Origin of the sequence: Noviherbaspirillum sp. (assembly GCF_035254865.1) — a bacterium.
Classification (GTDB): domain Bacteria; phylum Pseudomonadota; class Gammaproteobacteria; order Burkholderiales; family Burkholderiaceae_D; genus Noviherbaspirillum.
In genome coordinates this window covers 72,986-85,730 of record NZ_DATFAF010000078.1, presented here as the reverse complement: position 1 = coordinate 85,730, position 12,745 = coordinate 72,986, and the positions used below count along the sequence as shown (strand labels likewise).

General features: G+C 59.3%; 14 protein-coding genes. 5 read left to right on the top strand and 9 right to left on the bottom strand.

Annotation, left to right across the window (positions count from 1 at the left end; genetic code table 11):
- Positions 1 to 114: 114 nt before the first annotated feature.
- Both VJ651_RS19570 and VJ651_RS19565 read right to left on the bottom strand, forming a co-directional pair.
- Entirely contained in the window at positions 115 to 807 is a 693-nt protein-coding gene (locus VJ651_RS19570) for a UdgX family uracil-DNA binding protein (protein ID WP_324109050.1), read from the bottom strand.
- A gap of 122 nt (positions 808 to 929) precedes the next feature.
- Positions 930 to 1,259 carry a hypothetical protein gene (locus tag VJ651_RS19565; protein ID WP_324109049.1) on the bottom strand — a complete coding sequence of 110 codons (330 nt, stop codon included), beginning with the start codon at positions 1,257 to 1,259 and terminating at the stop codon, positions 930 to 932.
- Between the two features lie 289 nt (positions 1,260 to 1,548).
- Here VJ651_RS19565 and VJ651_RS19560 point away from each other — a divergent pair, with 289 nt between their 5' ends.
- Positions 1,549 to 2,538, top strand: coding sequence for an alpha-1,2-fucosyltransferase (locus tag VJ651_RS19560; protein WP_324109048.1), 990 nt, complete (start codon positions 1,549 to 1,551; stop codon positions 2,536 to 2,538).
- On the opposite strand, the gene VJ651_RS19555 is transcribed toward VJ651_RS19560, so the two are convergent.
- Both VJ651_RS19555 and VJ651_RS19550 read right to left on the bottom strand, forming a co-directional pair.
- Positions 2,490 to 3,698, bottom strand: a complete 1,209-nt coding sequence (locus VJ651_RS19555; protein WP_324109047.1) for a GNAT family N-acetyltransferase — start codon at positions 3,696 to 3,698, stop codon at positions 2,490 to 2,492. The two genes, VJ651_RS19560 and VJ651_RS19555, sit on opposite strands and share 49 nt — an antisense overlap.
- Positions 3,699 to 3,778: 80 nt before the next feature.
- Positions 3,779 to 4,927, bottom strand: a complete 1,149-nt coding sequence (locus tag VJ651_RS19550) for a GNAT family N-acetyltransferase (protein WP_324109046.1) — start codon at positions 4,925 to 4,927, stop codon at positions 3,779 to 3,781.
- Positions 4,928 to 5,553: 626 nt separating this feature from the next.
- Here VJ651_RS19550 and infA point away from each other — a divergent pair.
- Both infA and VJ651_RS19540 read left to right on the top strand, forming a co-directional pair.
- A complete protein-coding gene (gene infA, locus VJ651_RS19545) occupies positions 5,554 to 5,817 on the top strand; it encodes a translation initiation factor IF-1 (protein ID WP_136418645.1) in 264 nt (87 codons plus the stop codon).
- A gap of 331 nt (positions 5,818 to 6,148) precedes the next feature.
- A complete protein-coding gene (locus VJ651_RS19540) occupies positions 6,149 to 6,358 on the top strand; it encodes a cold-shock protein (RefSeq protein ID WP_292932342.1) in 210 nt (69 codons plus the stop codon).
- 203 nt (positions 6,359 to 6,561) lie between these two features.
- Here the strand turns inward: VJ651_RS19540 and VJ651_RS19535 are convergent, their stop codons facing one another.
- Both VJ651_RS19535 and VJ651_RS19530 read right to left on the bottom strand, forming a co-directional pair.
- The gene (locus VJ651_RS19535; protein ID WP_292932344.1) at positions 6,562 to 6,816 is read right to left on the bottom strand and encodes a DUF1488 family protein; all 255 of its coding nucleotides are present in this window, start codon (positions 6,814 to 6,816) and stop codon (positions 6,562 to 6,564) included.
- Positions 6,817 to 6,955: 139 nt separating this feature from the next.
- Entirely contained in the window at positions 6,956 to 7,720 is a 765-nt protein-coding gene (locus VJ651_RS19530) for an FRG domain-containing protein (RefSeq protein ID WP_324109045.1), read from the bottom strand.
- Between the two features lie 122 nt (positions 7,721 to 7,842).
- On the opposite strand from VJ651_RS19530, the gene VJ651_RS19525 reads away from it, so the two are divergent.
- Positions 7,843 to 8,220: a HopJ type III effector protein gene (locus tag VJ651_RS19525; protein ID WP_324109044.1), complete on the top strand. Its 378-nt coding sequence runs from the start codon at positions 7,843 to 7,845 to the stop codon at positions 8,218 to 8,220.
- Between the two features lie 483 nt (positions 8,221 to 8,703).
- Here VJ651_RS19525 and VJ651_RS19520 read toward each other — a convergent pair whose 3' ends face one another.
- The 3 genes from VJ651_RS19520 to VJ651_RS19510 all read right to left on the bottom strand — a co-directional run bounded on the left by VJ651_RS19520 (position 8,704) and on the right by VJ651_RS19510 (position 11,454).
- Positions 8,704 to 9,939, bottom strand: a complete 1,236-nt coding sequence (locus tag VJ651_RS19520) for a PHB depolymerase family esterase (protein ID WP_324109043.1) — start codon at positions 9,937 to 9,939, stop codon at positions 8,704 to 8,706.
- Positions 9,940 to 9,951: 12 nt separating this feature from the next.
- On the bottom strand, positions 9,952 to 10,377 hold the full coding sequence (locus tag VJ651_RS19515; protein WP_324109042.1) for a CopG family transcriptional regulator: 426 nt from the start codon (positions 10,375 to 10,377) through the stop codon (positions 9,952 to 9,954).
- Positions 10,378 to 10,557: 180 nt separating this feature from the next.
- A complete protein-coding gene (locus tag VJ651_RS19510) occupies positions 10,558 to 11,454 on the bottom strand; it encodes a LysR substrate-binding domain-containing protein (protein WP_324109041.1) in 897 nt (298 codons plus the stop codon).
- A gap of 96 nt (positions 11,455 to 11,550) precedes the next feature.
- Between VJ651_RS19510 and VJ651_RS19505 the strand changes: the two genes are divergently transcribed.
- On the top strand, positions 11,551 to 12,717 hold the full coding sequence (locus VJ651_RS19505) for a mandelate racemase/muconate lactonizing enzyme family protein (RefSeq protein WP_324109040.1): 1,167 nt from the start codon (positions 11,551 to 11,553) through the stop codon (positions 12,715 to 12,717).
- Positions 12,718 to 12,745 lie beyond the last annotated feature (28 nt).

Here is a 12,745-nt window from a genome sequence, read left to right as displayed (position 1 = left end):
GGGGGGCGCATTATCTCGCAACTCGCAGAAGATCGCTTTGATCTTGTCGTAACGGACTTGTTCTTTCACCCTGAAATGCCGATGCTTCGCATCAATCCCGTTGACTGCGCGCCCTCAAGAAGCGTCGCCGGGCGGACCGGACGCATGCTCCGCGAAGGGCATGGCGAGCCGCAGGTCCTGCACAAAGCGCGCATACGCGCCGTCTCGCGCCTCGGGCGGTACGCGCAGCAGGTAGGAGGGATGCACGGTGATAAGCATCTGCATTGCGCCGTTGAACGCGTTCAGCCCGCCGCGATTGACTTCGATCGGCGTGGCGCGTCCCAGCAAGGCGCGGGCGGCGGTGGCACCCATGGCGACCACGAGTGCGGGCGCAACCAGCTCAAGCTCGCGCTCCAGCCATTGATGGCAGGCAGCAATTTCGCTGTCGCCCGGCCTTTTGTGCAGGCGTCGCTTGCCGCGAGCTTCCCATTTGAAATGTTTGACCGCATTGGTGACGTACACTTGATCGCGGTGTATGCCGGCATCTTCCAGCGCGCGATCGAGCAACTTTCCCGCTGGTCCGACAAAGGGGTGGCCGCTGCGGTCTTCCTGATCGCCGGGCTGCTCGCCGACCAGCATGATGGGCGCATGCGCCGGCCCTTCGCCGAATACGGTCTGGGTTGCATTCGCCCACAAGGGGCAGTCCCTGCAGTGCTTCGCGGCTTCGCGCACTTCCGGCAAGGCATCGGTATCGGGGGCTATGCGCGGTGCGTCCTGCGGCGGCACACCCCGGGCGCGTTTCCTGACTGGCTGGTGGATGGCAGGCATTGTCTTCGCAAGCAGAAGAAGTTCACCCTATTGTGATTCCATGCTTGCCAAATCGTTCAGCGGCCACGTCTGATCGGCGAATCTCTTTCGGCCGCCCTTCCGACTGCGGAAGATTTTCCTGCTTACTGCGTTGTAGCCGGCGGCGCTGCGCCGGGTGCCGGCATTGCACCAGTGGCCGTGGTCGGTACCGGCTGCGCGGTGCAGCTGAAGTTGGGCGCTCCGCTGGTCGTCGCTGTGCTCGACTGGGTGCAGAATACGACCAGCTTGTTCGTCGTATCAATGAACCATGCCGTGGCCGTGGATGTGTTGGATGTACTCGAGGTACCGGACGATCCGATCAAGGGAATGTAGGGAATCGAGCTGGTACTTCCTGTGGTGGGTGCAGGTGTCTGCGCAAATGCAAGGGATGCGGGTAGCGCGAGTGCTGCAACAAGAATAGAAACGGATTTCATAAGCTGCTCCTGTGAAAAATGCGAGCCGGCCAGACGTTCCATCCAGTATGACGAGCCGCCCCAAAAGCGCAATGCGGCGAGGGCAATTCAAGTCGTAAAGGCGAGCTTCAAGGACACATGCTTGGGCCGCCTCAATGGATCGTCGCAAGGACTGAACGGATCGCGCCGAGTGCAATCACTTCTCTCGATCGTGCCGCCTCCCGCCAAGAGGCGGAGGCATGCCGTGCGCCCGCATGTCAACGGCAAGACGGCATTGAATTCAGCCGCTCGTAACGAGGAGAAAAATCGGATGATCGTCGTACAAATTCATAGCGGCCTCGGCAACCAATTGTTCATGTACGCCGCAGCACGCGCCCTGGCGCACAAGCACCATACTTCGCTCTATCTGGATGTCGATACTGACTGCAGGGAAGGACGCAACTTCGGCGAATATGTCGGGCATTCATTTCAGCTCGACAAATTCGATATCAAGGCCGATTACCCGGACATGTCCGCAGCCGTGCCGGCCGGACAGGCATCGGGCATCGGCGCCTATAGCGCCATCAAGAGCTGCCTGCGCGACATCAAGATTCTCAGAAGCGCGGTAAGACTGTTGCGCGATCAGGGCGTGGACTTGTCGAAGCTGGCAATGAGACTATCCGGCACCCACAAGCGCATGTTCATGGAAGCGCGCGGCGATTGGCATTACAAGCCGCATTTTTTCGAATTGCCCGATGAGACGATCCTGCGGGGCTGCTTCCTTTCATATCGGTATTTCGATTCGCTGCGCGATCAGATCGTGGACGAACTGAAACTGAAAGCGCCTTTGTCTTCGCAGAGCAGGATCGTTGAAGAACGCATTCTGGCGTGCGAATCGGTCAGCCTGCATGTGCGTCGCGGCGACGTCGTCACCAACCCGGAATACCGGAGCTGGTACGAAGGCGTGGTCACCGATCAGTATTACCGGAATGCGATTGCCTACTTCGAGGAAAAACTGGCGCATCCCCACTTCTTTGTCTTTTCCGATGAAATCGCATGGGCGAAAGCGCATCTTCCGATACGCGGCCAGGTCAGCTACGTCGACCATAACGGCCCGGAGCGCGGCTACGAGGACCTGCACCTGATGAGCCGCTGCAAGCACAATGTGACGGCCGGCTTCAGCTCGTTCAGCTGGTGGGCCGCGTACCTCAACAAAAATCCCGACAAGATCGTGGTCAGGACGCGGCGCATGAATGCGCTGGATCACCTGAATCATCCGGAGGATTTCTTTCCGGAGGGATGGGTGGTGGTGGATTCCTGAGGCGGCCGAACGGCATCGCCGGACGACCTCTTGCGCTGCCGCAGCCGGTTCACGACTTGCGCGATGAAGCGCGCGCCCGGCGCATCGGAGCGCTCCGCATCATGCAGCAGCCACTGCTTGATTGCGAGAACGCGTCCATCGAGCGCCTTCCTGACGATGCGCTTGCCCTGCGCGATTGCGTGTACCGGATTGCGGTAGATGTCGAGGTGTTGAATGTCGTGGCGCTCCGCCAGCAACCGGTACTTGTAGCCATACCGTCCTTGCAGTAAATGGAAACGCTTGCCGCCGCGTGCAATGCCTTCGCATATCGTGTGGTAGTAGCAGAGAATGCCGAGGCTGTAATCGTTGTACTGCGGATCGTGCGCGATCACGTGCATGAAGTAATTTTCACCGATACGAAAACCGATTGCGCCCGCACACACCTTCCCGTCGATGGTGGCGAGACCAATGAGGCCGCACCGTTTCGCCAACTGCACGATCCATCGCGTTTCCTCTTCGGTATAGCGCGGTTCGATGTTCTTGCTCTCCATCCTGACGCAGCCCAGGCGGATGATGTCGCGAATGTCCTGTTCGCCGATGTCCTCCGCGTCGCAAATGCGGTAGGCATAGGTCGGGAAATCGCGTTGCAAGGCACTGGTGTAGCGCTTGATGTTGCGCCGCATGTTCTTGCCGATGCGGGCATCGTATTCCTGCGGCGTGGCCGGCAGTTCGACGATCATGTCCTCGGTATGGTTCACCGCATGCCATGGGTAAGGCAGACTTCGGAGCACGGTCCGCACCCGGTTGAAGCTGATCCGTCTGACCGAGCTGAACGTGCCGAACATGTATGCCGCAAAGCGCCGGATTTCCTCTTCATCGAGTTGCACGAATTCGCTGATGACGGTAACTGCATGGCCTTCCATCCGGAACAGGAGAACGGTGGCCGGCACCCCATCCTTGCTGGCGACATAGGTGCTCGCGCCATCGAGCTGCCCGGTCATCGCGAGGTACGAGGGCAGGCAGTAGAGATGGCCATGCAGGCGTTCTATCTCGACGCCGGCAAACGGCGGCACCTCCCGGTCGTAACAGGCGATGCTGAATTCCACGGATCGTGCCTGCTGTTCCGGAAGACTCTCACCGGTTTTCTTGCCGATGGACGGAGCACTGCTGAGCGTATTCATGAATGACGACCTCTCTTTCCCAGGCAGCGAGGATGAAAACGGGCTGATCGTATGTCGAGCGCCGCAGAAGGCGGACTGCCTTACTGCCGTTCCCTTGGCGCCGGCAGCCCATCGGCAATGCCATGCTCGCGGTGCATCAAGCGTGCCGCGGCATGCTTGGCATCCCGCAAACCGTTCACGAGATGGAATATCAAGGTCGAGGCGATGCTCGTGTCGTCCTTGCGTCGCGCCTTGTTCAGGAGCCAGCTTCTGGCCGAGTAGTTGCAGCCCTCGCGTGCAATCCGCAGCACCATCGGCAGATGGCGAAGCATCTGCATGCGCGTGCGATAAACCGCGAGGTGATCGAGGTCGCGCTGCACGCCGAGCAGCCGGTACTTGTACTCGTACTGGCCCCAGAGGAAATGGTATTCCGTTCCCTGGCGCGCGATGCATTCGCAGATCGTCAGGTAGCAGCACAGGGTTCCGAGTCCGTACTCATCGAAGCAAGGGTCATGCGACAGCACCTGCAGGAAATAATTGTTCCCGAACCGATAGTTGATGGTGCCGGCGCAGACCCGCCCGTTGGCGGTCACGACACCGACGAAGCCGCGCAGTTTCAGCAGCGTGAGCATGCGGCGTTCTTCTTCGTCGTCGATGTACGAGGTCTTGTTCCTGCCGTGCATCCTTGCCTTGTTCAAGGCGATGATGGCGCGCACGTCAGCCTCCTGGATCTCCTCGCCGGCAAAGACCTGGAATTGGAACGAGGGGTGGTCGCGCTTGAACTTGTTGAGATACCGCTTGAGATAGTTGCGCGTCGATTTCCCCAGGCGCGCCATGTATTCCTCGATCGACCGCGGCAGGCCGAGGACGATATCCTGCGTGGAGTGAAACTGCTGATGGGGAAACGAGAGTCGCCGGATGTCGGCGCGGATGACAGGAAAGGAGACCACATTTACGTTCGGAAAGACATCGAAGACGTGGTGCACGAAGCGTTCGATCTCCTCCTCGGCTATCCACATCTGCTCATTGAGAACACAGGCCCTGTCCGCCTCGAGGCGGAATATCAGCGCGACCGAAGTCTTGCCGTTTCTGCTTGCCACATAGGTTCTTGTGTTCTCGGTAATGTGCTCGTAGACCTGCAGTTGCAGGTAGGACGCATACCGATGTTGATACAACTCCTCCATGTCCGTTTCGATCTGTGGTGGAATGGGGTTCTGGTACAGCGAGATAGTCGTGTTTTCCGAGTGCATGGTTTTCTCTCATTCTGAATAATGAGCGGTTGCCGGATACATCGATATGCCGGCATCCGCGACCCACAAAAAACCCGGATGAATGGGACAAGGAAATACCGCACCGCGTCTCTTGAGCACGCGGTCAGGAATTTTGGTTCGTCGCGGGCCGTCGAATTCACACCAGATTCGCTCTTGTTGAGAGCGCTCAAATGAATTCCCCAGCCGATGCAAGCAGCGCCTGCACTTTGATGCATGAATGGCATTTGCACGCTCGCGTCGGCGACGATTGGGCAAATGTCGCGTCGCGTGGCCCCCATGTGGAGTACAATGTGGTATCTCAACGCAACAAACACCTTTCCGGGATCACATTCGTACCCGGAACCCGTCAACCCACCGTTGGCATCCGGCCTGGCAACTCGGGTATGTCGACAATCGTTCAAGTCTGCGGCCGCGCCCTTGTGCAAAGACCGCATCACTGACACGCATCAAGCCCGCCCGCAGTCCGGGCGCGCCGCAAGAGAGAAATCGCATGAATCTGCGCGCAGGCCGCTCTCTCCTGCGCTGTGCGCACGCGCACGGTCAAGACTCAGCCCGCTGCCGACTGATGATTCGGCCGCCGCACCAACTTTGAATGGGAATTACACATGGCTAAAGAAGAACTGATTGAAATGAGTGGCAGCGTCGTTGAAGTCCTCCCGGATTCGCGTTTTCGCGTCAATCTGGATAACGGGCACCAACTGGTCGCCTACACCTCCGGCAAGATGCGCAAGAACCACATCCGCATCCTGGCAGGCGACAAGGTCTCGCTCGAATTGTCTCCGTACGATCTGAGCAAGGGACGCATCACCTTCCGTCACATCGAGAATCGCGGCAGCGGCCCGTCCCGCCCGCAACACCGCCGGTATTGATCCGGCAAGGCAAAGATGACATCGCGTTGACCGCGTTGCATCCTTGCTGTCACAGCAATACTGCGCAGGCATCAGGCCCGGCACACGAACCCGCCCTGGTGCTTTCAGTTATTTTCACCAAATCGAAAATAAGATTAGGCGAATAGCGCTAATCCCTGTATATTGACTTCTGCACTTCATCAAGTTGTCGTTCCTTCTGGTCCTCTTTCCCGTCTTGCTCTGCCTCAGAGCCATTCCTGTTTGAATACCTCAGTTGCATCTCTTGGTCGCAAGTGCTTATCGGGCTTCGTGCCCTTATGGGCTTCGTCCCTTATTTTTTTAGAGGTAATACATGAGTACTCTTACTGGCACAGTAAAATGGTTTAACGATTCCAAGGGCTTCGGCTTCATTACGCCGGACGGCGGTGGCGCGGATCTGTTCGCACACTTCCAGGACATCCAGGCTAGCGGCTTCAAGAGCCTGGCCGAAAACCAGCGCGTGTCGTTTGAACGCAGCACCGGCCCCAAGGGCGAAAAGGCGAGCAACATCCGCCCGGTCTGATCAGTTCAGATCACACAGCAGCAGAATTCATATGTTATCGGGCCGCCGCCATGCAGCGCCCGGTAATCGCAGGAAAATTCTTCTAAAGCCGCGGGCACCATGCAGATAGCATGGGCGCTCGGCGAGTTGAACCTTGTGTTGAATGGAAGCCCGCTTCGGCGGGCTTTTTTGCGTCTGTCTTTTCGCTTGCTTGCGACGAGCGATCAGCGGAAAAACTGCGGAAGGATCAGGAGCGGCGTGCCCGGCACGTTGGCGGCGACAAGCCGGCGCGCGACGCCAGTGATGGTGGCCTCGAAGGCGCGGAAGGTGGTCATCGGATCGCTGTCGATGCTCTTGAGCTTGCTTAGCTTGGCAAGCGCATCATTGGAAATCACGCAGGCGCGCTTGATCGAATCGACGCACACGGTGAAGGCAACGCCGGCGCTGGTGAGCATGGGTTCTGCTGTGGTATGGGACATGAGTTTGACTCCTTACAATTACCCGGTCGATAGTGCACGCGATTTGCCGCAATAGCAAACAAAACAAGCGCCGCACAAAGGATTGCTCAAGCTGCCCCGCCGCAAGTTGCTGCTACGAACGGAGCGCGACAGGCGAGGCTTAATAGCATCCGTCGCTCGGCCGATGCATGGACCTCAGTTCCGAGGTCAGCGCCGACAGATCGGGGAACAGCGTGAATTTCCTGATCCCAAGCGCAGTCAGTTCTTCAAAGAAGAACTGGATATCTTCGCTTCTGACAATCAATCTTCGCAGCCAGCCATCGGCACCCTCGATCAGATTGATCGGCGTCCGACTGGAATGGATGGTGAATGCTCCTTGCTGCAGTTGAATGCGCGGATCGTGTTCGATCGCCATTGCGACGCCGACGGTATCGAGCTCGTCACGGTTCTTGAATGCCGGCGCGATGAGCGGCTCGTAAGACGACGCGTCCAGGGGAAAAATCAAAGGCTCGAAACCCTGCGACTCGTTCAGCTTGCGTCCATCCAACACCCATATGCACGCATCACGATCGATGCTCTGCCTCGGCGGCACATAATCCGGATGCACCGAAAAGAAGGCCGCGATCAAGGGCGAGTAGGTCCAGTCCAGTAGACGCGTCGGCAAGCCGTAATGCTGCATCAGCGCAAGCCATCCCGGATAATCATCGCTCGACGGACAGGAGAAATGCCGGCTGCGCGCGCGCACACGGAATTCATTGGTCAGGTAGCGCTCCTGTTGCGCGGTATAGCCGCGATGCACGCTCGGTGCAAGATCCCAGCAGGCGTCGGTTTGTCCGCGGAACAACCATTTCTCGATCGGCGCGAGAGCTCTTACTTCGCGCGAAAGATCTCCTATCGTCTTGATGGCAATTTCCGGGATCGGCATAAATCGATGCGACGTTCTGACGGTTCCGTGAATGTTGACATCGTCAGGCGCGGCCGGGTTCACGCGGGCAAGAAATGATGTCTGGGGGCGTGTTCCAAAGCGGCAAGGAAATTGGCGCTAGAATGCTGCGTTTCTCCACCTGCGCCATACACACCATGAACCTCGATAGCTTTCTCGAAAAACTCCAGGACGATCCATCTTCCGTCACCTTCGACGAGACGATGGCAGCGATCAACGCGGCCTATGATTTCACGCCGGCGGCATTCACTAACGGCGAACTCAGGAACGAAGCCGGGCAGAATTCCGGTTCATGCAAGCTGTTTGCTTTCGCCAAGCTCCATCACCTGTCGGAAGCGCAGACGCTTGCATGTTTCGGCGCCTACTACCGCGACGATGTGCTGAACAATCCGGCCGGCACTGATCATCAGAACATCCGCAATTTCATGAAAACCGGCTGGGCCGGCGTGAAGTTCGACAGCATGCCGCTGCAGGCAAAATAACTCACGTGCTCGTCCCGCACGAAAAAATCCCGACGTCGAGCAGCAATTGCAACTATCGCCACAATTGTGCGGTCGGCAGTATGAAGTGAATGCGGCCGGGCTATCACCGGCGCTGGTTGGTAAGCAGGCGGTAGATTCGAGGTAGATACACCGCTGGAGACGAGACAAACACGACGACCGGCGACAATACACCGCTCCTCGGCCAGAGGCGGAATTCAGTTGACTGGCAGGAAAATGTAAGGGTTGTAGGACGCCTGCCCACTGTCTGCCAAACATCGGACATTCGCCAGCAAAGGATGCGTGTAAGTTGATGCGATGTAGACTAGGCGCATTAAGCCCGGACAGGCAATCAGACGCTCTTTGGCGCGCAATTCATAACCCCTTGGTTCTCGCCGCCTCCAGTCGCATCAATGCTGACGCGCTAAGCCCGATGCCGTTTCAGGCACCGGGCTCCATCTACGTTGACGCCACAGCAGCCATGCTTCAAGCTCGCGTCGCGCCGCGCGAATGACTCCTGAAGAAGCGCAGCATTTCGCGCGATGCGTCCGGTCCCTTCGGATCAGTGTACGAGCCCTTCCCGCTTCCGCCTGACCACGCGTGCCCCGCGCCGTGCACGACCCAGTGTTCCGCAACTGCCCTGCCCTCGCGGTCGAGGCGTATGCTTCTTGTGTACGTGCGTCCATTGGGCGCTGCGCCTTTTTCCACCTTGTGTTCGGGCTGATGCGCTGTGTCGCGCGATGGCGATGTGCACTGCGCCAGCACCTGGTCGCCATTGCTGGGATGTACCGTCGTGTCACGGTCGCCATGGAACACGATGATGGGAATCGACTGTTCCAGCGATGCCGGCGCTTTGGCGCCGATGCCTTGCGGCTCCGCTTTGCCCTTGCCTCCTCGCATGCTTGCAAACGCGGATGGCAGATCGTGCGCCGCCCCGTAAGGCAAACCGGAGTGAACGCCGACTGCGGCATACAGTTCCGGATAGGTGGCGCCCATGATGGCGGCCATTGCGCCGCCCGCGGACAGGCCGGCAACATAGACGCGAGCGGGATCGATGTTGTAGGTGCGGATGATCTCGCGCGTCATGTCGGCAATGATGGAGGGTTCGCCGCCGTCGCGCCGCTGGTCTTCCGGTTTGAACCAGTTCCAGCAATTGGATCCGTTGGCACCCTGCATTTGCGCCGGATAGACGACGAAGCAGTTGTTCTCTTCAGCCACCGTATTCATTCCGGTGCCGACCGCAAAATCGTCCGGATGCTGTTTGCAGCCGTGCAGCATGACGATCAGCGGCAGGGCCTCGCCTCCCTGTTCCCGGTAGCTGCTGGGGACATAGAGCTTGTAGGCACGCGTGCCGGCGCGATTGCTGCACGATCCGGACAGATAGCGCCCTTTGCCGGCAAGGTCGATGTCAGGATCGATGTCCTGGACAGGTTGCAGGGCCGACATGCCTTTCCACTTGCCCTGTCCCATTTTGCGCAAGCGTGCCAGGATGTCCGCGGCCGGATTCGAGGCCGGATCCGGCTTGGCGGGCGCGGGATTGATGTCGCGCAGCTCCGGCTGCTGCGGCAGGAAAGCGGTCCAGTCCACTTGCTGCGCGGTCGTATTCGGCGCTGCGCCATGCAGCGCGCGCTGGATGGCGGCGGTCGCTGCCATCGGGCCGGAGCTTCGTAGAAGTTCGGTCGCTTCGCGCATTTGCGCGAGAAAGCCTTCATTGAGTTTCATGGAAATCGTTCCTTAAAAAATCCGTCCGGCCAAAGCGGCCTTGACGGCGGCACTGGCATGCAAGGCACCCAGCACGGTCACAGAGTCGATGGTTGCCAGCGCCAGTTCGGGCGTGACATCCGCACCGATGCTGGCCAGGCCCAACACTTGTATTTGCAATTTCTGTCCGGCGGCGCGCACGGCCTCCAGATCCGCGCGCGAGTAATGCTGCAGGCCGAGCACCAGGCTCTTGCGTGCGACGGTTTGCTTGATGACGTCGCCGTGTGCCTGCAGCTGATTGCGGATGGCTGTGCGGATCAGGTCGGTGCGGTTGGAATAGAAGCCTTCCTGCACCAGCAGGTCGATCTGCCCCAGGTCGATCGGACCGAGATTGATCGTGATCTTTTCTGTCTCCGGTACCTTTTGCCGGGCATCCTGGCTTGCTATTTCGCGGGTCATTTTCTCTCCGATTCCATCCTTAAACCATCTATAAACCATCCATGTGGATGGAGTATAGGCGCTTGAGTCATCCTGTCAAGCGCGGATTTACGTGTTTTTTAATACCAAAAAAACAAGAATGCTGAATCGACATTGCCTGGCTGAAAACGCAAGGTGAACTTGTGGACCTGCCGTTCAGGCTTACGGCTTGTTGAGGGCGGTGACGAAGAAATCGATGAAGGCGCGTACCCGCGCAGGCAGGTTGCGTTGGGTCGGATAGAACACGAACAGGTCGGCCGGTGCCGGCTTGTATTCCTCCAGGACGAGCTGGAGACGGCCGCTTTGCAGGTACTTGGCCGCATCCCATTCCGAGCGCAGCAGGATGCCGTGCCCGTCGAGCGCCCAGTTCAGCACCACGTCGCCGTCATTGCTCGACAGGGTGCCGCCCACCTTGACGGAATCGGTCTTGCGGCCGCGCGTCAGTCGCCAGATGCCGTGCGCTTCATCATTCTGGCGGTGGATGATGCAGCGGTGCCGTGCAAGCTCTTCGGGCGTGCGCGGCGTGCCGTTTTTCTTCAGGTAGGACGGCGCGGCGCACAGGAAGCGGCGATTCGACATGAGCTTGCGCGCGGCCAGCCGCGCATCCGGCAGCTCGCCGAAGCGGATGCCGAGGTCGAAGGCTTCCTCCACCAGATTGATGGGGCGATCGGTCAGTTGCAGTTGCACCTCGACGTCGGGAAAGCGCTGCGCGAAGGCAGAGATGATGGGCGCGACCGTGGTGCGGCCGAAGCCGAGGGTGGCGTTCACGCGCAGCAAACCCTTCGGCGCGCTACGGCCGCCGGCGACCTGCTCTTCCATCTCGCGAATCTCGGCCAGGATCTTCATTGCGTGCGCAAGATACAGCTCGCCTTCGGCAGTCAGGCTCAAGGTACGCGTCGTGCGATTGACCAGGCGCACGCCGAGCCGTTTTTCCATCTGGGCCAGGCGCTTGGTCGCGGCGGGCGGCGTGATGTCGAGTTCGCGCGCCGTGGCGGACAGACTGGCTTTTTTGGCAAGCAGCGCGAAGAAGACGAGTTCGGAAGCGGTGTCGGCTTTCACTTCAATTCAATAATGGTGTGAATTGAAGTGAATTATAGAGCCGCCGCGGCGGCGTATCGTAACACTCTCTGACTTTCCTCACGCAAGGAGCCGCCCGTGAAAATCGTTGAAATCCGCGAAAAAACCATTCCCATCAGTTCCCCCATCCGCAATGCCTACATCGACTTCAGCAAGATGACGCTGAGCCTGGTCGCCGTCATCACCGACGTGCTGCGCGACGGCAAGCCGGTGGTCGGCTACGGCTTCAACTCGAACGGCCGCTACGGCCAGGGCAGCCTGATGCGCGAACGCTTCATTCCGCGCATCCTGTCCGCCAGCCCGGAATCGCTGGTCAACGAGCAGGGCGACAATCTTGACCCGCACAAGATCTGGAATTGCATGTTCACCAACGAGAAGCCGGGCGGCCACGGCGAGCGCTCGGTGGCGGTCGGCACCATCGACATGGCGATCTGGGATGCGGTCGCGAAGATCGAGAACAAGCCGCTGTTCCGCCTGCTGGCCGAGCGCTACGGCGACGGCACGGTGAACAAGGATATCTTCGTCTACGCCGCGGGCGGTTACTACTATCCGGGCAAGAACGACGACGCGCTGAAGGACGAGATGCGCAGCTATCTCGACCGCGGTTACAACGTGGTGAAGATGAAGATCGGCGGCGCCTCGCTCAATGACGACCTGCGCCGCATCGACGCGGCGCTGTCGGTGCTGCAGGACGGACAGAAATTGTGCGTCGATGCCAACGGCCGCTTCGACATGGATACCGCGATCGCCTATGCGAAGGCGATGTCGCAATACGACCTGTTCTGGTACGAGGAAGCGGGCGATCCGCTCGACTTCGAATTGCAGGCGGTGCTGCGCAATTACTACGACAAGCCGATGGCCACCGGCGAAGACCTGTTCTCGATGCAGGATGCGCGCAACCTGATCCGCTACGGCGGCATGCGCCCGGACCGCGACTGGCTGCAATTCGACTGCGCCTTGAGCTACGGCCTGGTCGAATACCTGCGCACGCTCGAGATGCTGCGCCAGCATGGCTGGTCGCCGCTGCGCTGCATTCCGCATGGCGGACATCAGATGTCGCTCAACATCGCGGCCGGCCTCGGGCTGGGCGGCAATGAATCCTATCCCGACCTGTTCCAGCCTTTCGGCGGCTTCCCCGATGGCGTCGAGGTGGTGAACGGTTATGTCACGATGCCGGAGCTGGTGGGCATCGGATTCGAGGGCAAGGCGAACCTTTACAGCGAGATGCGCGCGCTCAGCAGTTGATGGTGTTCCGGCTGCGCGGTTTGTGACC